Origin of the sequence: Ferruginibacter sp. (assembly GCF_028288465.1) — a bacterium.
GTDB lineage: Bacteria > Bacteroidota > Bacteroidia > Chitinophagales > Chitinophagaceae > Ferruginibacter.
Genome location: NZ_JAQBNR010000050.1, coordinates 164744 through 183869 on the forward strand (window position 1 = coordinate 164744; position 19126 = coordinate 183869).

Annotated in this window: 15 protein-coding genes and 2 tRNA genes; 9 read left to right on the plus strand and 8 right to left on the minus strand. The window is 42.1% G+C overall.

From position 1 onward, the window contains the following. The first annotated feature begins 15 nt into the window (after positions 1–15). From JWR61_RS19315 to cysC, 6 genes are all read left to right on the plus strand, one after another. A complete protein-coding gene (locus tag JWR61_RS19315; RefSeq protein ID WP_301929368.1) occupies positions 16–735 on the plus strand; it encodes a hypothetical protein in 720 nt (239 codons plus the stop codon). Between the two features lie 156 nt (positions 736–891). Continuing rightward, entirely contained in the window at positions 892–2910 is a 2019-nt protein-coding gene (locus JWR61_RS19320; RefSeq protein WP_301929369.1) for a M13 family metallopeptidase, read from the plus strand. A gap of 876 nt (positions 2911–3786) precedes the next feature. Beyond that, on the plus strand, positions 3787–6171 hold the full coding sequence (locus JWR61_RS19325; RefSeq protein WP_301929370.1) for a T9SS type A sorting domain-containing protein: 2385 nt from the start codon (positions 3787–3789) through the stop codon (positions 6169–6171). Positions 6172–6486: 315 nt separating this feature from the next. Further along, positions 6487–6756 (plus strand): hypothetical protein, encoded by a 270-nt coding sequence (locus tag JWR61_RS19330; RefSeq protein ID WP_301929371.1) that lies wholly within the window; start codon positions 6487–6489, stop codon positions 6754–6756. Positions 6757–6809: 53 nt separating this feature from the next. Then, complete coding sequence (locus JWR61_RS19335) at positions 6810–7355, plus strand: 3-oxoacyl-[acyl-carrier-protein] synthase III C-terminal domain-containing protein (protein WP_301929372.1); 546 nt, start codon at positions 6810–6812, stop codon at positions 7353–7355. A gap of 418 nt (positions 7356–7773) precedes the next feature. Beyond that, entirely contained in the window at positions 7774–8298 is a 525-nt protein-coding gene (gene cysC, locus JWR61_RS19340; RefSeq protein ID WP_301929373.1) for an adenylyl-sulfate kinase, read from the plus strand. A 371-nt stretch (positions 8299–8669) separates the two neighbouring features. Here cysC and JWR61_RS19345 read toward each other — a convergent pair. The 7 genes from JWR61_RS19345 to rimP form a co-directional block, all read right to left on the minus strand. Beyond that, positions 8670–8743: transfer RNA gene (locus JWR61_RS19345), tRNA-Asn, on the minus strand. Positions 8744–8809: 66 nt separating this feature from the next. Further along, the gene (locus JWR61_RS19350; RefSeq protein WP_301929374.1) at positions 8810–9172 is read right to left on the minus strand and encodes a Rieske 2Fe-2S domain-containing protein; all 363 of its coding nucleotides are present in this window, start codon (positions 9170–9172) and stop codon (positions 8810–8812) included. Between the two features lie 15 nt (positions 9173–9187). After that, positions 9188–10381 carry a GTPase HflX gene (gene hflX, locus JWR61_RS19355; RefSeq protein ID WP_301929375.1) on the minus strand — a complete coding sequence of 398 codons (1194 nt, stop codon included), beginning with the start codon at positions 10379–10381 and terminating at the stop codon, positions 9188–9190. A gap of 123 nt (positions 10382–10504) precedes the next feature. Next, a complete protein-coding gene (locus JWR61_RS19360; protein ID WP_301929376.1) occupies positions 10505–11890 on the minus strand; it encodes a peptidylprolyl isomerase in 1386 nt (461 codons plus the stop codon). A gap of 255 nt (positions 11891–12145) precedes the next feature. Further along, positions 12146–15196, minus strand: coding sequence for a translation initiation factor IF-2 (gene infB, locus JWR61_RS19365; RefSeq protein ID WP_301929377.1), 3051 nt, complete (start codon positions 15194–15196; stop codon positions 12146–12148). A 74-nt stretch (positions 15197–15270) separates the two neighbouring features. Continuing rightward, positions 15271–16521, minus strand: coding sequence for a transcription termination factor NusA (gene nusA, locus JWR61_RS19370; protein ID WP_290340063.1), 1251 nt, complete (start codon positions 16519–16521; stop codon positions 15271–15273). Positions 16522–16575: 54 nt separating this feature from the next. After that, positions 16576–17049: a ribosome maturation factor RimP gene (gene rimP, locus JWR61_RS19375; RefSeq protein ID WP_301929378.1), complete on the minus strand. Its 474-nt coding sequence runs from the start codon at positions 17047–17049 to the stop codon at positions 16576–16578. 174 nt (positions 17050–17223) lie between these two features. Here rimP and JWR61_RS19380 point away from each other — a divergent pair, with 174 nt between their 5' ends. Next, positions 17224–17472 (plus strand): hypothetical protein, encoded by a 249-nt coding sequence (locus JWR61_RS19380; protein ID WP_301929379.1) that lies wholly within the window; start codon positions 17224–17226, stop codon positions 17470–17472. Between the two features lie 32 nt (positions 17473–17504). Here the strand turns inward: JWR61_RS19380 and JWR61_RS19385 are convergent, their stop codons facing one another. Then, on the minus strand, positions 17505–18119 hold the full coding sequence (locus JWR61_RS19385; RefSeq protein ID WP_301929380.1) for an HAD family phosphatase: 615 nt from the start codon (positions 18117–18119) through the stop codon (positions 17505–17507). Positions 18120–18188: 69 nt separating this feature from the next. On the opposite strand from JWR61_RS19385, the gene JWR61_RS19390 reads away from it, so the two are divergent. Both JWR61_RS19390 and JWR61_RS19395 read left to right on the plus strand, forming a co-directional pair. Beyond that, positions 18189–18262 (plus strand) — tRNA-Ile (locus tag JWR61_RS19390). Positions 18263–18363: 101 nt separating this feature from the next. Then, positions 18364–19089 carry an outer membrane beta-barrel protein gene (locus JWR61_RS19395; protein WP_290340059.1) on the plus strand — a complete coding sequence of 242 codons (726 nt, stop codon included), beginning with the start codon at positions 18364–18366 and terminating at the stop codon, positions 19087–19089. Positions 19090–19126: the final 37 nt, after the last annotated feature.

Here is a 19126-nt window from a genome sequence, read left to right on the forward strand (position 1 = left end):
TCTTAAAAAAATGATATGAAACTAACCCCTGTTGTTTTACTTGTTTTGGCTGTCAGCTTTTTCATAAATATTGTCGCTGCGCAGGACAGCAGCAAGGCTTGTAAAGTTGCGCTGATGGACCTGGCAGGCAAGTATACCGGTGATTGTAAAAACGGGCTGGCCAATGGCAAGGGTGAGGCCACCGGCTTAAATCACTACAAGGGTATTTTCAGGAATGGTTTGCCGAACGGTGCCGGCGTTTACAACTACAGTGACAGTACCTGGTACTCCGGCAATTTCCAGGATGGCATCAAGGAAGGGAAAGGCGAATTGCATTACATGCGGGGCAGTTTACCGGACAGCATTCTGTCAGGATTCTGGAGTGGTGGAGAATACAGGGGAGGAAAATACATTACCTACCTGCTAAACGGCACCACCTTTTTCGATAACGTTGAGGTGATCCCTTCAAAAGAAAGTGGCCATATATTAAAGATAGAAATTTCTACTACCAGCGGTGCAGCCAATGTTGCGCCTCCGTCCGGAAACCCGGTGCTTACGCTTACCAGTTTAACGCCTGTCAACGCGGTATTTGCCAATAGAACCTCTAACTTTGCAACTGCAACCAAAAGTTCTGTTTCGTATGAAATAAGCCAGTTTCCTGCCCATTTCTTTGCCACCCTTTCCAACGGAGAAACATTTAACCTGGAGCTGTACAAAGCCGCCAACTGGACGGTGAGGCTATACCGCAACCAATAATGAAAAGCAAGTGTATACCAGAAGGGAAGGTTTCACTGCGGGAACGGCAATACTACACACACAATAATTAAGATTTTCCTTTGCCTTCCGTAACGGGCCAGGTGCAATCAACATCGCTGATTTTAATTTATCTTCATTTAAACAAAGTAATTGGGTATGACTAAACTGGTATTCCTTCTTGCAGTAGCCCTGTCGCTGGCTGCCTGTAACAACTATGTTGCTGCGCAAAAAAAATACATCGCCGTTGAGGGCATCGACCCGGCTAAAAAGCCCGGTGATAATTTCTTTTTATACATCAATAACAAATGGTACGATACCGCCCGGATACCGCCGTCGCAGTCGGGCGTTGGTGCTTATATGTTTATGAATTACCCGCAGCGGTTACGGTTGCAGGGTATCCTGGATAGTGTGTCGAAGGCTACCAATACAACAGGCAGCATTGAGCAGCAGCTCGGCGATTTTTATGCTTCGGGTATGGACACCCTCACCATTGACAAACGTGGTTACGATCCCGTCAAACATATGCTCCGTGCAATTGACAGCATAGCTGATGTTGCAGGCCTGGTGCACTTTGCTGCCGGTGGCTTAAAAGCAGGTAATGGTTCTATACTATCTTTTAGCGTCGGGCCGGATAATAAAAACAGCCATCTTAATATTGCGCATCTATACCAAACCGGCATTGGTATGCCAGACCGCGATTACTATTTTAAAACTGATTCCCCAACGGTTGCCATACAGGCGGCATATAAAAAATACCTTACCGCTTTATTTACGTTAACAGGCAGCGATGCTGCAACCGCAGTCAGCAATGCAACACTGGTATATGGCATAGAAAAACAATTGGCCGCGACGCATAAGACAAATATTGAACTGCGGGATGTCAATGCCAATTACAACAAAATGCCTGTAGCGGTACTTGCAAAAAAGCAACCCAACATAGGGTGGTTAAATGTATTAACTATTTTAGGAGTAACGACAGATTCGATTGATGTTGCCCAAACTGCTTACTATGATCAACTGGACGCCTTACTGACAGGCATACACCTGGCTGACTGGAAACTGTATTTTAAAGCCAGCACCCTCAACGCTTATAGCGGTGAGTTAAGCAAGCCTTTTGGGGATGCGGCATTTGAATATACCAAAGTGTTGAAGGGCCAGGCAGTACAAAAAGCAAGAGGTGAGCAAATAGCGGAAGCTGTGGATCAGCTATTAGGGGAAGCATTAGGCCAATTGTATGTAAAAAAATACTTTACAGAAAATGCCAGGAAAAGGGCGCTTGAACTGGTGAATAATTTACAGCAGGCATTCGCGGCAAGAATTAACCACCTAGACTGGATGAGCGACAGCACCAAGCAAAAGGCGAAAGAAAAATTATTTGCCATCACAAAAAAGATAGGGTATCCTGACAAATGGAGAGCCTATAAACAGGTGCATATCGAACGCAGTACCTACTTTGAGAATGTTGTATCGGCCGCCAGCAACGATTACCGGCACCAACTGGAGAAGTTAGGTAAACCGGTCGACAGGTCGGAGTGGTTTACTACCCCTTCTACCGTTACGGCCTATTATAATCCGGCAGCCAATGAAATTGTATTTCCGGCAGCCATTTTACAACCGCCTTATTTTGATGAAGCCGCAGATGATGCTTTGAACTACGGCGGCATTGGCATGGTAATCGGCCATGAAATGACGCATGCCTTTGATGACGAGGGTGCCCAGTTTGATAAAGATGGCAACGTTTCCAATTGGTGGACCAAAGGTGATTACGGCAGGTTCAAGGCAAAAACGCAACAGGTTGTTGACCTGTACAGCACCTTTACAGTGCTGGATACGCTGCATGTGAAAGGAGCTTTAACCCTTGGAGAAAACACAGCAGATGTGGGTGGTGTATCCATTGCATACGATGCTTTTAAATTAACACCACAAGGGCATGGTACAACCAGGATAGATGGGTTTACACCCGATCAAAGGTTTTGCATTTCCATTGCACGCATCTGGCGCGTGAAGATGAAAGATGCGTTTCTTCGTTACTGGATCAACAATAACCCGCACTCACCACCCATGTGGCGTGTGAATGGCCCGCTGATGAACATGCCCTATTTTCACAAGGCTTTCAATATACAACCGGGTGATAAGATGTATGTAGCGGAGAAAGACAGGATAAAGATCTGGTAGTGGCCAAGGGTGAATTTAGACCGTTTTACCTCATTTAGCAAACTGATTCAGCGAACAAAAACCTGGTATGGCGGTTAGTCTGCCACGGGTTTTTGATTTTTTGCATATTGCAACCGGTGGACGGGTTGTTGATCCGTTGGTTAGGATAGTTAAAAATGGGATGCGCTTTTTGACCACATGACCAAATTCAAGATACCATGCGGTGAGCTTACGGGCAAAACTTTTTTCTCACCCTTATTTTTACAGGCACGCCAGCCAGGATGATGAAGGACAATTTGGAGATATTGGGATGAATCGAAAATCAATACCTGCATTGTATTAACCCATTTGGTCGGGGCCTGATATGTCAAACTCCACAACCTAAAAAAACGGGCACAGCTGTAAAGCATATTGAAGCAAATAAAAATATCATTTTTGTGAAAATGAATTTGGTCTTTTTGCACGCCGGCACGCTTTACTTCTTCCTTCAGAACTCCATACTTTGATCTTGATTTTTTCTTTAATATTAAATGTCACTACCCCCAACTACTAACACCATACTTTTATTTCATGAACTTGGTTGAGTAAGCTTAATCAACATAAATCAAGCTGCCTTTTATTCATTTTTCACTTGGTACCAATGATGCCAATCATTCTTTGTATTAGTAATTCCCTGTTACTATCCGTTTCCCCCGGTGAATGGCATTAACGAAGTGTAACAATACAAGCATTGATACAGAATTGAGAATTGCCATCCATAAACCGGAAAGCTGGTCGTGGAGTATTATGTAATGTATCCTGGTTGACAGCTTGTTATAAAATCGGCACTGACATTGTTTTACCCAATGCGCTTACAATTACAATAACAAACTCATTTTTAAAAACCCAGCCCCGCAAATGAAAACAATCACTCACCTTTTTCAAAAAAGAGTTATTGCCTCTTTTATCGCCGGCTTTGTTTCGCTATGCGCTGCAGAAGCAGTACATGCACAAACCGGATACCTGTATCTGCATGCTAAAACCCTCAGTGAAGACCTGAATCAACCTTTTAATTTTTCCGTTTCGGGCGGCCCCACGTCCGTTTCCAATTTCACATTGGAAGATAATGCACTCAATATTGAACCCACAGACATTGGTGCTGGTCATGGTACCGGCAATGGTGAACTTTGGGCAGTGGCAGGGCCAACGCTGGGAGCGCCTGGCTACATTTACCACCGCTCCGTTAACAGCACCGTTTGGAACAAAGTGTCTGCTACCCAAAAGGCGGTTACGATAGATGGTGCGGACCTGGGTCATTTTGTAATGACAGATTCTGCAGGCGACGCATACGTGTACAATGGCAGCTCTTTTATTATGCTCTATAACCACGCTACCTACGGCGGGCTGCAAGCTATTGATATTGCCAGTAACGGCAGCATCACCAATGGCACAGGAGCTACAGCCATTGTTGTATCCGGTGGCCGGGTTGGCCGCTACACCGGTAATTACAGTTCAACTTTTACCTGGACGGAAATAACACCTGTTGATAATGGCGGATTCTCATTTACCCGACTCGACATTAACCCCACTAACAATGATATTGTGCTGACAGATGGCGCAGGGTATATCACTAAAGTAGATGCCACGGGCGGCAGCCTAGTATATTATGCCCGCGGCGGCACAGGCACCTCCGACTATGATGTTGCGGTTGACGGCAATGGCAATGTATATGGAGATGCATCCAACCTTACCGGCATGGGTTCTGTTTACAGGTATAGTAGCGGCACATGGACGGAAGAACCTACTGCCAGTCACCATTTCTTTTTTACCTGCGGCGATAACGGCCAGGCGTGGACGGTTACCGGAGTTACAGCAAGTCAGCAAACGTACTATGCGGTTCCTTCTTCAATATTTACCCGGACAGGCGATGGCTCAGGTACGTGGCTGGACGATGAGCGGGTGCAGACTTCGCGGAATGGCAATGCCATTATGATTCCTGTAGCTGCTGGCACCTACACCATTACAGAAGGCAGCCCCGCCAATTACAACCTGCAGAATATTACTATCTACAATCCTGCCAGCGGAAGCACTATTAATATTGCCGGCAACAGCACTTCTGTTGTTGTTACCGCAGGCCAGGTAGTACATGTAGTATTTACCAACAGCCTTGTATCCGCCACCGCAATTTCGTCAAGCTGTGGTGCCAGCATTATGATAGAAAACTTTGGATCAGGCGCAACGGGTATCCGCGGTAATGCGCTATCCGGCCTTACCGATTACCATTATTGGAATGATGCCGCCCGCAATACTATGAGTGATGGCTACTATGCCTTATCACAGAGCTCTGCCCAATGGGCTAATGCCACACTTACAGATCATACCGGTCTCAGTGGCGGATATTTTATGCTGGTAAACGCTTCTTTTGCACCGGATTTATTTTACCAGCGCCGGATCACCGGTTTGGTGCCCGGCAGAAGTTATATGTTGTCTTTTTGGGCAGGTAACCTGTCAACGACTTCTCCTTTGCAGCCGAATATCACTGCTGGTATAAGGGATACAGTTTCATCAACTTTATTAGGCTCTGTAAACACCGGCCAGTTTCCTGCCGGCAATGCATGGCACCATTACACTTTTACATTTACACCCTCTGTGTCCACTGCAGATATTTTCCTTCAAAATAACGCCCCAGGCGGATCTGGAAACGACCTGGCAATTGATGATATTTCGGTTAGCGCATTATGCACACTGCCGGTAACAGTTACTGATTTTACTGCACAGCAACAAGGGCAAACAGCTTTGTTAAACTGGTCTGCTGCAGCAGCGGTGAACTTTAATTATTTTGAAGTGCAGCGGAGTACCGATGGCGTTCATTGGTTAGCTGTTGGAAAAGTGGCAGGGCAAAATAACACACTGGCATACCAGTACCATTTTACTGATATGGCACCTGCAAACGAAACCAATTATTACCGGTTAAGGGCCGTTGACCTAAATGCCGCTGAACAATACAGCATAACAAGAACGGTGACATTTACAGCACTTGCAAACTGGGCCGTGTCAGCTTCTCCCAACCCAACAGATGGCGGAGGCGTTGTTATGCTGCAAAGCAATAAGCCAGTAACAGCGGTTCATATATTTGATCTAAGCGGAAAACTAATGAAGGCAAACAGCACAGTTTCCGCCGGCGGACAAGGCAGCTTAACGGTGGCCTTAGGATTACGCAATTTGCCGGCGGGCATGTACCTGGCACAAGTACAAGATGCTTCCGGCAACAGCGTGAATATTAAACTGGTTAAAAACGACTAACTATAAGATGTAGCAAAAGCTTGCTGGCCTGATACAGCACAACTTTCTCTCCGGGACAGTAAGCGGCCCCGGGGCGGCGCCGGGAGGCTAAAAATGACAAGAGGCTGTCTCAAAATATGAGCAGCCTCCTTTTGTTATTATGCAGCTGCGCAGATTATATTGAAAGAGCCTGCTAAAAATGAATGGGCCTGTACTATATTTTGCTGGTTGCAGGAATTTGGGCTACAATTATTCTTACCACTTATTTTTGAGATTATTTTTCTTTTCAGCTTCAGGGCAATTGCTGTACATCCAAATTCGGCAGCTACTTTTAGTATGGGAACGATTCCGGAAGAGCGCATCTTAAAAAATAATTCCATAGAGTTACTCCATCACGCAGCTGCAACTTGCCTTAATAAATCCTCTTACCAATGCTATGACATCGGCCTTTTAATTTATTGCGGCGTTTATCGCACAGATTATCTGCTTGAACCAGCCTATGCTGCATTATTGGCTGGAGAGTTGGATATGAATGCAACTTCGCCGGACGACAACAATAATAAAACGCTTGCCTTTGATATTTTAATGGTTCCATTGGCTTCCTGAATGCGTGCTATGTGGTTCAACAAATGATCGTAGCCGAAAATTGCAAGACAGCAATGATAGTCGCAGCAGAATGTGAAAACAACGCCGGTTATTTTCCGGATGATTTGTTGGGTATACTTGAACCTGCATCGGCCATCATCCTGGATGCAGATCCACTGAACAATGTCGGTTTTTCGCGTTTTCTGTTCAAATACCATGAAGAATCACTACATTCATATACCACCTATTGTAATACCAGTAACGTAAAGCCTTATCTTCATATCCGGAAAGACAACAATCTTGAAGAATTGTATTTAGCCTGCATTCTCCCTGCCGTTCAGGAATTGCTGCAGATGGAAGGACTCGATCTCAGCGGGATAGACAAGGTTTTCCCGCCCCAAATTTCATCCGGGTTTATTGTACGATTGAGCGATTTGTTGCATCTTCCACCGGACATGTTTATTGATGCCGTGGGGGAAGGGCCTGACTTATTTACCTCGTCTCTACCTTATGCCCTGGATTTTGCATATAAAAAGGAGCTTGTAAAGCCTGGTGATACCGGGTTAATGATTACTGTCGGTTCAGGTATCCAGGTCGGCTGTGCTATTTATCATTTTTGATTCTAAGGTGTATGAATGCTATCAAGAAATCTAAACTTCCTCCCGGACCGAAGACCAGACTTCCTTTAGGTTATCTATTTAGCTTCCGTAAGGACAGTATTTGTTTTTTAAGAAACATTGCTGAAGAATTCGGCGATATCGTTCATTTTAAACTTGGTCCCATACGGATCGTTTACTCAATCACCCGGATTTTATTAAAGAGGTGCTCACGATACAACATCGGAATTTTGTAAAAGGTAGGCCGTTGGAAATGGCGAAGGCATTATTGGTGAAGGACTTTTGACCAGTGAGGGAGAATTCCATTGGCATTGCAGGACAATTTGATAGTCAATGCGCTGAGATACGTGGCTAAAAAATTCGTTCTAAACACGGATCACCCTGTATACAAAAAATAATATTGATAGCTAAACAAAACGTGATGATTATTATTCAATTAACCGGTCTTTCCGGGACAGGCAAAACAACGCTGGCCTGTAATGTAAAAGCGATGCTGATAAAATTACAATATAAGGCAGAAGTAATTGACGGTGATGCCTACCGTCAAACATTATGTAAAGACCTGGGTTTTTCCAAAGCCGACCGGATTGAAAATATCCGCAGGCTTGGCATATTAGCGAACGTGTTAGCCCGAAATGAAGTAATAACGATAATGGCTGCCATCAATCCTTATGAATCAGTCCGCCAGGAACTTAAATCTCAAAACAATTTTGTACATACCGTTTGGGTTGATTGCAATTTGGAAACTTTGATTCAAAGAGATACAAAAGGTTTATACCGTCGCGCTATTCTCCCAAACGGACATCCGGAAAAAATTATCAATTTCACGGGTATTGACGATCCGTTCGAAATACCGGAAAACCCTGACTTGGTCATAGATACCAATACAACTTCTGAAAAAGATTCCTCGCAAATATTGCTGGATTATATACTCTCGCAAATTTGATTTTTTCGCGATATACCAGCCGCCCTTTCCCATAATTTAGCAACAAATCGCCTTTATCCCTTGCAAATGTTATCTGAACAGGCGATGGTACAGAATAGTAAGTGAAAGTTTAGTTGTTTATTTTAGCTGGATTATGGCAGGATGCTTGGCCATGCAAACTAATGGAAATGACTTTCTTCAGACTCAATTAAGGGCTGAACCTACAGTTAATAATTGTTACGAAGTCGGTTGAGAGGTAACAAATCTTTGAATTATGTTATGCTGTTTAATCGATTCAATTATTTTCAAATCCCCAACACAGTCCAAAAATTTCTTTTATGAGAATAACAAAAAAAGCAGCTATGATATAATCATAACTGCTTGATTTCCAGCTCCCCCTTCCCGACTTGAACGGGAGACCCTCTGATTAACAGTCAGATGCTCTAACCAACTGAGCTAAGGAGGAGTATTACCCTTTTAATTGGGAGGGCAAAAATAAGGCTTTTTAGTTTTCAGCAAAAAATTAAATCAATTATTTAAGCCAATTCCGCAGGTTATTTTCTTCCAGGCCTATAAATACCCCGTTATTACGTATTTCTACAGGAAAAATTTTTAAATAATAGCCTTCGCCGCTTGTGTTCCGGCCGTTTTGCAGGCTAAATTTATACCGGTGCAACGGACAAACAATGTTTCCGGTTGCATCAATGAATCCGTCACTTAATTTTCCCCCTGCGTGCGGGCATTTTTGTGCGCATGCGGATAACAAATTATTTACAAGCGCTACACAAATGGTTTTGTTGCTTATAGTTATTTCTATAATTCCATTTGCAGAAAAATTTAACTCAGCCACGTTATCCGCCACCTTATGCCATTTGTATTTCTTATCACTTTGCATGCAGGTGTTTATTGCCTAATAGAAAAATTCAGCTTTATAGGGATAACGGATTCGGTACATCTCTCTTACCTTATTCAAAATAGTTTGCCGTAATTCATCCACGTTGGTCTTTTCGGTTGCAGATACAAATACGCAATTATCGTTAGTTTCATTTTGCCAGCGCTGCTTCAAATCGGTCAGTATTTCTTTCTTTACATCCTCTTCCAGCCATTCATCAAATGCTTCCGCCTTGTATTTGTCCATTTTATTAAAAATGGTAACGGTCGGTTTATCACTGGCGCCCAACTCTGCCAGCGTTTTATTTACAACCGTAAATTGCTCTTCGTATTGCGGGTGTGACATATCTACAACATGCAATAATATGTCTGCTTCTCTTACTTCATCCAGCGTACTTTTAAAACTCTCCACCAGGTGATGGGGGAGCTTACGAATAAAGCCGACTGTATCGCTTAACAAAAATGGTGTTTGTTCAAATACAACTTTACGGGTAGTGGTATCTAGTGTTGCAAATAATTTGTTTTCAGCAAACACTTCGCTTTTGCTGAGCAAGTTCATTAATGTTGATTTACCAACGTTGGTATAGCCTACCAGCGACACCCGGATAAACTCTCCGCGTTCTTTTCGCTGTGTGAAAGATTGCTGGTCTATTTCTGCGAGGCGCTTACGCAGTAACGTAATTTTATCTTTTACAATACGCCTGTCTGTTTCAATTTCTGTTTCGCCCGGACCCCTGGTACCAACGCCACCGCCTTGTCTTTCCAGGTGTTTCCACATACCTTTTAAACGCGGCAAAATGTACTGGTACTGGGCCAGTTCTACCTGCGTGCGGGCCTGGGCTGTTTTAGCCCTGCTGGCAAAAATGTCCAGGATCAGATCGCTGCGGTCAATTGTTTTTACGCCGAGTTCTTTTTCTATATTCTGAATTTGCGAGCCAGTTAATTCGTCATCAAAAATTACCAGTTCTACATCCCCATGCTGACTTACATATCTTTTTATCTCTTCCAGTTTTCCCTTTCCAACAAATGTTCTGCTATCCGGATGCGGTAATTTTTGAGTAAATTTTTTAACCGCAATAACACCCGCCGTTTCTGCTAAAAAAGACAGTTCATCTAAATATTCATTCAGCTGTTGCTCTGTCTGGCCACCTGTTACAATCCCCACCAACACCGTTTTTTGTTCCTGTTTAAGTTGCTTTTTTTTATCTATCAAAATGTTCTTTTTTCAAATTTTTTCCAACATAAATAGCACTGTGTAATAAAATTGCCCACAGCCCTACAAAAGTAAAGCGTTCTGACAGGTTATCAGAACGCTTTACTTTTTATTTTATACTTTTTATTTTCCTGTTGCTACAGTTGCATGATTTGTCCATTTTTTCATTTCTTCACAATCCTTGTATTCATCATCTATCTTGATATAGTACGTTCCCACTTTTTCGTTGAACCATTTTTCAAGCGCCAGGTTTTTCTTTTCTTCCAGCGCCCGCTGAGCTATTTTATTGTAATCGTCTTTTATATTTTCCCTGTGTGGTTCGCTTTTGCTTAAAAGATACACAATCCGAACACCTTTCTTTCTTCTTTCATTTTCAAATTCTTTTGGCTGAGAAAACTCACCCACTTTTAAATCTTTCAGCATTACTACCAGGTCCTTATCCAGCTGGTCGATGGTAATGTAGGTGCTTCCTTCATTATTGGTTCTTCTTCCGCCGGTAAATTTGCTGGTTTCATCTTCACTGTATTTTGCTACGGCTTCACCAAATTGCATGGTACCTGCAATTAATTTCGCCCTTACAGAATCTAATTTTTTTATTGCTAACTCGGTTTCTGCAGGAGTAATCTGCGGAATTTTTAAAATGTGTCGCACTGTTGCATCGTCACCTGCACGACTTACCATTTGTATGATATGGTAACCAAATGCGCTTTTAAAAGGGCTGCTGATTTGTCCTTCTTTCAGGGCGAATGCCTTCCCCATGAAAGTGGCGTCAAATCCCTTCTGCGTTCTGTTTAAATCCAGTTGCCCGTCATTTTGCTTTTGCGTCGCTTCGTCATCTGAATAAATATCCGCCAGCTTTTTAAAATCTTTTTTTCCGCTCTCCGCCTGCTGCTTAAATTGATTCAGCTGTTCTATACAATATTCCTCAGACTCCCTGCTTGCTTTTGGAAAAACTACAATTTGTCCAATCTCCAGTTCACTTTCGTAAAAAGTCAAACTGTCTTTTGGCAATTTATCAAAGTATGCTTTTACTTCATTTGGTGTAATGCGAATGCCGCCCACAATTTTATCACGCATAGCAGCAGCCAGTTTTCTTTCTTTAAAGCCATCCTTAAAATCTTCTTTCAGCTGATACATGGATTTACCGGAAATTTCTTCCAGCTTTTCCTTACTGCCATACGCGCCAATAAAATAGCGTATCTGATTATCAATATCAGCGGCAACATCTTCTTCTGATACCGGCAAAGAATCTCTTTCTGCCTGTAAAACCAATGCCTTTACACCCATCGATTGTTCAAGCGTCATACAGCGTGCATTTGCAGGGATATCCACACCCGGAGACTGCCGTTGCATATCCGTTATTGTATTGTCAATATCGCTTTTTAAAATCACCTTGTCGCCGACAACAGCAATGATTTTATCTGCTACTACTTTGGCAGATTGTGCCATACCAGCCACGCATGACAAACTAAAGAACCCGGCTAAAAGAAAACTTTTTTTTGTACTCATTTTATTCCAATCAATAATGATAAACCTCTTCCGCAAACGCAGAATATAGGTCAAAAATAAAGAGCTATTGTTTCAATAGCCCTTTTATAATTATGTTTAACAAATGTTTGTGTGCGGGCCAACAGGAGTAACTATGGGCATCATCGTTGTATCACTCCCTTTTACCTCATACCCATTTGGCACACTTTCCACTGATTAATCTATTCGTCCGGAAACAATGGTTGCCATGATTCTGATAAATCACACTTCAACATTTTATAAAGTACGTTTTACTTCTACTTCTTCAAATGCTTCCACGATATCTCCTACTTCAATATTAGCATAGTTTTTAATTGTTAAACCACACTCCATATTGGTTGTAACTTCCTTCACATCATCCCTGTAACGTTTCAAACTACCCAACTCACCAGTGAATATTACAATACCATCTCTTACCAAACGAATGCGGTTGTTTCTCGAAATTTTACCATCCAACACAATACAACCTGCAACAGTAGCCTTATCAAATTTATACATTTCTTTAATTTCCACATTGGCCAGCACCTTATCTTCCACTCCAGGTTCAAGCATACCTTCCATCGCACTCCTGATTTCTTCAATGGCGTTGTAGATGATAGAATACAACTTGATCTGGATACCTTCCTGCTCACCCAAACGTGCAGCCTGCATGGAAGGACGAACATTGAAACCAATGATAATCGCATCCGATGCATTTGCGAGGGTAACATCACTTTCTGTAATGGCACCCACTGCTTTATGAATCACTTTCACCACAATTTCTTCCGTGCTGAGTTTCTGTAATGAGTCACTTAATGCTTCCACAGATCCATCCACGTCGCCCTTAATAATAACATTCAGTTCTTTAAAGCTTCCCAATGCCAAACGACGTCCGATTTCATCCAGTGTAATATGTTTCTTAGCACGCATACCCTGTTCTCTCAATATCTGTCCACGCTGGTATGCTTTTTCTCTTGCTTCACTTTCATCTGCATATACTTTAAAAGTTTCACCCGCCTGCGGCGCACCATTCAAGCCAAGTATTAATACTGGTGTTGAAGGAGGTGCTATTTCGCTGCGCTGGTTACGCTCATTGTACATGGCTTTTACTTTACCAAAGTTTTGCCCGGAAACAATCATGTCGCCTTGCCTTAGTGTACCATTTTGCACGAGTATGGTGGCTACATAACCGCGGCCTTTATCGAGCGATGCTTCAATCACTGTACCGGTAGCTACTTTAGCCGGATTGGCTTTTAGTTCAAGCACATCGGCTTCCAGTAATATCTTTTCCATCAAAAGGTCTATGTTCAGTCCTTGTTTGGCGCTTATTTCCTGGCTCTGGTATTTACCACCCCAGCTTTCAACCAAAATATTCATGCTGGCCAGTTGCTCCTTAATTTTTTCAGGATTAGCGCCGTCCCTGTCTATTTTATTGATCGCAAATATCATCGGCACCCCGGCTGCCTGCGCATGCGAGATTGCTTCTTTTGTTTGAGGCATTACCGCATCATCAGCAGCAATTACAATAACAGCAATATCTGTAACTTTTGCACCACGTGCCCTCATTGCCGTAAAGGCTTCGTGGCCCGGAGTATCGAGGAAGGTAATCGCTCTGCCATCTTTCAATTTCACTTCGTATGCACCAATGTGCTGTGTTATACCACCCGCCTCACCTGCAATTACATTGGTGTTGCGGATATGATCCAGTAAAGATGTTTTACCATGATCTACGTGACCCATGATGGTAACAATAGGAGCTCTTGGTTTTAATTCAGCAGCATCGTCATCCTCCTCCTCATCCTCCATTTCAGCTGCATCTTCCACACCAATAAATTCCACTTCGTAGTTAAACTCACTTACAACCAGTTCAATTACATCGGCCTCCAAACGCTGGTTAATGGAAACCATTATACCCAGGTTCATACACTTGCTGATAATATCTGCAAAACTTACATCCATCAAACCAGCCAGCTCGCTAACCGAAATAAATTCGGTAACCTGTAATTTATTGCTTTCGCCGCCTTCTGCTCCGCGCTGTATCGCCAATTCATCTCTTTTAGCTTTGCGGTATTTGGCTTTGAGGCTTTTACCCCGGCCGCCGCCGCCAGATAATTTAGCCTGTGTTTCTTTTATTTTATCCTGTATTTCCTTAGCGTCAATTTCCCTGTCCTGTGCACGTGCTGCAGGAGCGGCTGCATTCCGGTTGGTATTAAATCTGTTACCACCCTGTGCGCCACCTGGTCCACCTGGCCTGTTAGCACCGAAGTTGCCTCCGGGTCTGTTAACTCCTGAAGAACCACCGGGTCTGCTTCCTGCTGGTGCGCTACCAGCCGGACGGTTGCGGTTTTGATCATTGATGGCTGGCCGCGGTGCGTTACCTGTACTGCCTGGGCCTTGCTGATGCGGAGGGGCTCCAGGTTTTCTTTCCATTGGAATGCGTTTACGCTTGCGCTTATCGTCATCCCTTTTAGGTCTCGTGTCGTTGTCAACCGGTAACTCAATTTTTCCCAGAATTTTAGGACCTTCCAGTTTGTCAGCCTTTATATTTTCAATGATAGCTGGTGCATTTATGATCGGTTCATCCTTAACAGGTTCAACTGCTTTGGGGGGTAGCACGATATCCGCGGGTTTTTCCGCAGTTGGCGCCGTCTCTGTTTTTAGAGCAGGTGCATCCGCTTTCTCCTCTGGTTTTTTGGTAGCCTTTTTTGGTCTTGTAGATGAATCAATGGCGTCAAGGTCAATTTTTGTAACTACCCTTGGAGCCTCTAATTCCGGCGCCTCGATTTTTGTAAGCTCAGCCCTGGGCTGGTCTTCAACTACCGTCTTTTTTTCAACAGGCGTTTCTGCCACCGGTTTTTCCGCAGGAGCTGTTTCAGCCGCAGGTTTCGAAACCTCAACGGGTTTTACTTCCGGAGCCTTTTCTTCTTTCGGCAGTTCCTTAACTGATGGTATGGGTGCCGCGACTTCGACAGTTTTTACTTCCGCAGGTTTTTCAACAACCGGAGCTGCTGTTACCGGCACCTCTTTCTTTTTAAAAGAAAGATCTTCCTCATCTCTTTTTTTCTTAGGTTCAGTAACGCCGGCGCCTTTTGATAATTCTATCTTTTGGGCCTTTTCTTTAGCTACCTTATCCTGCTGAAACTCTGACTGCAGCACACGGTACATTTGTTCCGTGAGCTTGGAGCCTGGTTTAAGCTCTTCGTTGCCAAAGCCTTTTGATTCCAGAAATTCAATAAGGGTATTAGTACCTATGTTGAACTCTTTGGCCGCGGCCATCAATCTTGGTGTATTTGTTACTACTTCTGACATTCGTGTTTTGTTTGCCTATAACTAATGGGACATAGGCGATCGTTTTCTTTTTAAATGATTATTATTTTTCACCGCTATTCTTTCTCAAATTCTTCTTTCAAAATCCTTCTTACATCTTCTATAGTTTCTTTTTCCAGATCTGTTCTGCGTTCTAACTCCTCGGCTGTTAAATCAAGTACTGAACGGGCTGTATCACAACCAACTTTTTTCAGCGCTTCAATTACCCATGATTCTATCTCATCACTGAATTCTTCCAGATCAATATCAAATTCATCCACTTCACCTTCATTATCACGGAATACATCAATCTCATAACCGGTCAATTCGCAAGCCAGTTTTATATTCACGCCACGTCTTCCGATTGCCAGTGACACCTGGTCGGGTTTTAAAAATACGGTGGCATGTTTCTTTTCCTCATTGATATCTATACTGGTAATTTTCGCAGGTGTTAAAGAGCGCTGTATCAGCAACTGTATATTGCTTGTCCAGTTGATTACATCAATATTTTCATTCTTTAATTCTCTTACAATACCGTGTATACGGCTTCCCTTCATACCAACGCAGGCCCCTACCGGATCAATTCTGTCGTCAAAACTTTCAACTGCTATTTTCGCTCTTTCACCCGGATCCCTTACAATTTTCTTCACAACAATTAAACCATCAAATATTTCCGGCACTTCAATTTCCAACAATTTTTCCAAAAAAGATGCACTTGTTCTGGATACTACAATAACAGCCTGGCTGTTTTTTAATTCCACTTTTTTTACAACACCTCTTACGTTTTCACCTTTCTTAAAATAATCAGACGGTATCTGCTCTGATTTGGGTAAAATCATTTCATTTCCCTCTTCATCCAACAGCAATACTTCTTTTTTCCAAACCTGGTACACTTCGCCGCTAACGATGTCGCCAACACGATCTTCGTATTTTTTTATCAACAGATTTTTCTTCAGGTCATTGATACGGCTTGCCAAAGTTTGTTTGCCCGCCAGAATCGCCCTGCGGCCAAATTCCTTTTGTATATCCACCTCTTCGTACAACTCTTCACCAACAGCGTAATCAGGTTCTATTTTAATAGCATCACTGTATTCTATTTCAGTTAAGGTATTATATATATCACCATCATCAACAATAGTACGACGGCGGAATATCTCAAGATCGCCCTTCTGATCGTTTACAATAACGTCAAACTGATCGTCACTACCGTATTTTTTACGAATCAGCGTTTTAAAAACGTCTTCCATCACCTTCATCAATGTAGGACGATCAATGTTTTCAGCTTCTTTAAATTCCTGGAAGGAATCAATCAAATTAATACGTGCCATAAACTTACCAGCCTCGCTTTTACATCCCGCCGGCAGGGGTGTTTTGTTAATTAATTAAAATGCTATCTGTACTACTGTTTGTTTAATTGCATCAAACGGAATTTCTTTTGTTACTGTAATTGCCTTCTTATTTTTCCCTTCTATGTATTCAATTGTTACTCCTTCGTCGTCAACTGCAACCAGCTTTCCTTCCTGTTTAATATCATTGGTAAATGTTATTTCCAATGTTCTGCCGATATTCTTTTTATACTGGCGCAACAATTTCAACGGTTCGTCTATTCCCGGACTTGATACTTCCAGTGAAAAATTTCCGTCAGGATACCATCCTTCTTCTTCTATCGTGCGGTACATGGCCCTGTTGATTTTAACACATCGGTCAATGTTTAAACCGCCATCTGCATCCAGGAACACTTTAATATTATTGACAGGTTTCACTTTTACAGATACTAAAAAAACATCTTCCATTTCTGAAAGCAGTTTTGCTATCAAAGCTTCTATTGCCTGTAAACTTGTTGTGTCCTGAGTCATAATAAAAGAAGAAGGGAACGGTCCTCGTTCCCTTCATTTTGTATCTTTTTCCACTGCAAATATAGTAAACAAATTAATAACAGCAAAAAACTAACATTATGCATGTATTATATTTTTAAAATTAATTGGCCAAATTTAACAGGTTTGTTTTTAATTGATTAATACCTTTACATTATGAACATCTTCAGACTGGCTTTTGAACTTTTTGTTTTATACCTGCTTTACAAGCTGGTATTCGAGTTAATTATTCCTGTTGCCAAAACTACCAAACAAGTAAAAAAACAATTTGGTGATATGAGTGCGCAAATGCAGGAAAAAATGAATGCGCAACAACAGGCCAATACAGGTTATAAAGCCACAAAAAATCCTGCCCCACCGGTGAATAAAAGTGATGACTATATTGACTTTGAAGAAGTTAAATAGAAGTAAACTGTATAACGGGAATTAGCTGCTTTTTATAACTGTATGTCTTCAATTTTACTACCGGGTACCAAATGGTGTATCTGCAAACCTGCCAATTTTGCTCCTTCGATATTGTTAACGGAGTCGTCAATAAAAAGTGTTTCCTCTGCATTTAGCCCTGCATCACTCAAAACAAAATGATAGGTTTCTGTATATGGTTTGCGCATCTGAATTTCATGTGAATAGTAGGCTTTAATAAAATAATCATCCAGGCTGGATTGGTCGACTTCTTCATTAAAAATTTTTTTGAACGCCTTTAAATGGATGCTGTTGGTGTTGCTTAGCAAATAAATATTGTACTGATTTTTCAAACTTTTCAACCAATTAAGACTCTCAACTCTGAAATCCAGCAACATCAAATTCCATGCGGCTTCAATTTGTTCCCTGCTGGTTTTGGGATCACAATATTCCTGTAAAGTAGTATAAAAATCAGCCTCCGTAATCTTGCCCGTTTCCAATGCTTCAAACAATTCGTTGGCACCTGCCTGCGAATACAAATCATCAAATTTTGTAACCCCCAGCCTTTTAAAAGCATCGGCCGTTTTATGATAATCTATATTGAGCAGCACACCTCCAAGATCGAAGAGCAGATTTTTTATTTTTGCCATAATTTTATTAATTGCCTTCAAAATTATCTTATTTTACTTACTTTTGCCCTCCGTTATGTAAAAATAACAGGGCCTATAGCTCAGTTGGTTAGAGCACCTGACTCATAATCAGGTGGTCCCTGGTTCGAGCCCAGGTGGGCCCACATATAAAACTTGCCCGATTAATTTCGGGCACATTTTTTTAATTTCATTTAACCTTTCATTAACCCTGCTGGCTATTATTTTTGCCACTCAAGACTTCATTATGACAAAATTTGCATTTGTACTAATTGCTATTTTCTCCCTTTCCCAGGCAACTGCACAACTAAAACCAAAAAAAGATTGGAGTAAAGTAGATATAGACCGTTCAGGAGATCATATTATGCTGCAATTGAGCAGCGATCACTGGAGCGGAGCACCGGACAGTATTGGTGGCCGCATTAAAGGACTATCCCGTGGACTGAATTTTTACATCATGATGAATAAGCCTTTTAAAACCGATCCAAGATGGAGTGTTGCTTTCGGACTAGGCATCAGCACAAGCAGTATTCTTTTTAATAAAACAGCTATTGGCATTCTTTCAACCAGTACCTTACTTCCTTTTTCAAATCTGGATTCATCTAATTATTTTAAGAAATATAAATTGGCCACTTCATTTTTAGAAGTGCCTATTGAACTGAGGTATACGGCTGATCCGTCACACGAAGCAAAAAGCTGGAAATTTGCGCTGGGTGTAAAAGTGGGTACTATGCTGAATACGCATACGAAGGGTAAAACTTTGGTAAATAAAAGTGGTACAACTATCATGTCGTATACAGAAAAAGAAAGCCGTAAAGCATATTTTAATACTACCCGTTTAGCGGCAACAGCAAGGGTTGGTATTGGTCATTTTTCTCTTTTTGGTGCTTATTCAATCACTTCGTTTTTAAAAGATGGCGCAGGACCATCGATCAGACCTTATCAAATCGGCCTGACAATAAGTGGTCTATAATTTTATAAATCAAAAGCTTAACAAAATAAATTTTCAT

What these genes read in the sequence shown, in the direction of transcription:
- JWR61_RS19315 (WP_301929368.1), top strand. Translation starts at nt 16, where the DNA reads ATGAAACTAACCCCTGTTGTTTTACTTGTTTTGGCTGTCAGCTTTTTC.
- JWR61_RS19320 (WP_301929369.1), top strand. Translation starts at nt 892, where the DNA reads ATGACTAAACTGGTATTCCTTCTTGCAGTAGCCCTGTCGCTGGCTGCC.
- JWR61_RS19325 (WP_301929370.1), top strand. Translation starts at nt 3,787, where the DNA reads ATGAAAACAATCACTCACCTTTTTCAAAAAAGAGTTATTGCCTCTTTT.
- JWR61_RS19330 (WP_301929371.1), top strand. Translation starts at nt 6,487, where the DNA reads ATGGGAACGATTCCGGAAGAGCGCATCTTAAAAAATAATTCCATAGAG.
- JWR61_RS19335 (WP_301929372.1), top strand. Translation starts at nt 6,810, where the DNA reads ATGATAGTCGCAGCAGAATGTGAAAACAACGCCGGTTATTTTCCGGAT.
- cysC (WP_301929373.1), top strand. Translation starts at nt 7,774, where the DNA reads ATGATTATTATTCAATTAACCGGTCTTTCCGGGACAGGCAAAACAACG.
- JWR61_RS19350 (WP_301929374.1), bottom strand. Translation starts at nt 9,172, where the DNA reads ATGCAAAGTGATAAGAAATACAAATGGCATAAGGTGGCGGATAACGTG.
- JWR61_RS19360 (WP_301929376.1), bottom strand. Translation starts at nt 11,890, where the DNA reads ATGAGTACAAAAAAAAGTTTTCTTTTAGCCGGGTTCTTTAGTTTGTCA.
- infB (WP_301929377.1), bottom strand. Translation starts at nt 15,196, where the DNA reads ATGTCAGAAGTAGTAACAAATACACCAAGATTGATGGCCGCGGCCAAA.
- nusA (WP_290340063.1), bottom strand. Translation starts at nt 16,521, where the DNA reads ATGGCACGTATTAATTTGATTGATTCCTTCCAGGAATTTAAAGAAGCT.
- rimP (WP_301929378.1), bottom strand. Translation starts at nt 17,049, where the DNA reads ATGACTCAGGACACAACAAGTTTACAGGCAATAGAAGCTTTGATAGCA.
- JWR61_RS19380 (WP_301929379.1), top strand. Translation starts at nt 17,224, where the DNA reads ATGAACATCTTCAGACTGGCTTTTGAACTTTTTGTTTTATACCTGCTT.
- JWR61_RS19385 (WP_301929380.1), bottom strand. Translation starts at nt 18,119, where the DNA reads ATGGCAAAAATAAAAAATCTGCTCTTCGATCTTGGAGGTGTGCTGCTC.
- JWR61_RS19395 (WP_290340059.1), top strand. Translation starts at nt 18,364, where the DNA reads ATGACAAAATTTGCATTTGTACTAATTGCTATTTTCTCCCTTTCCCAG.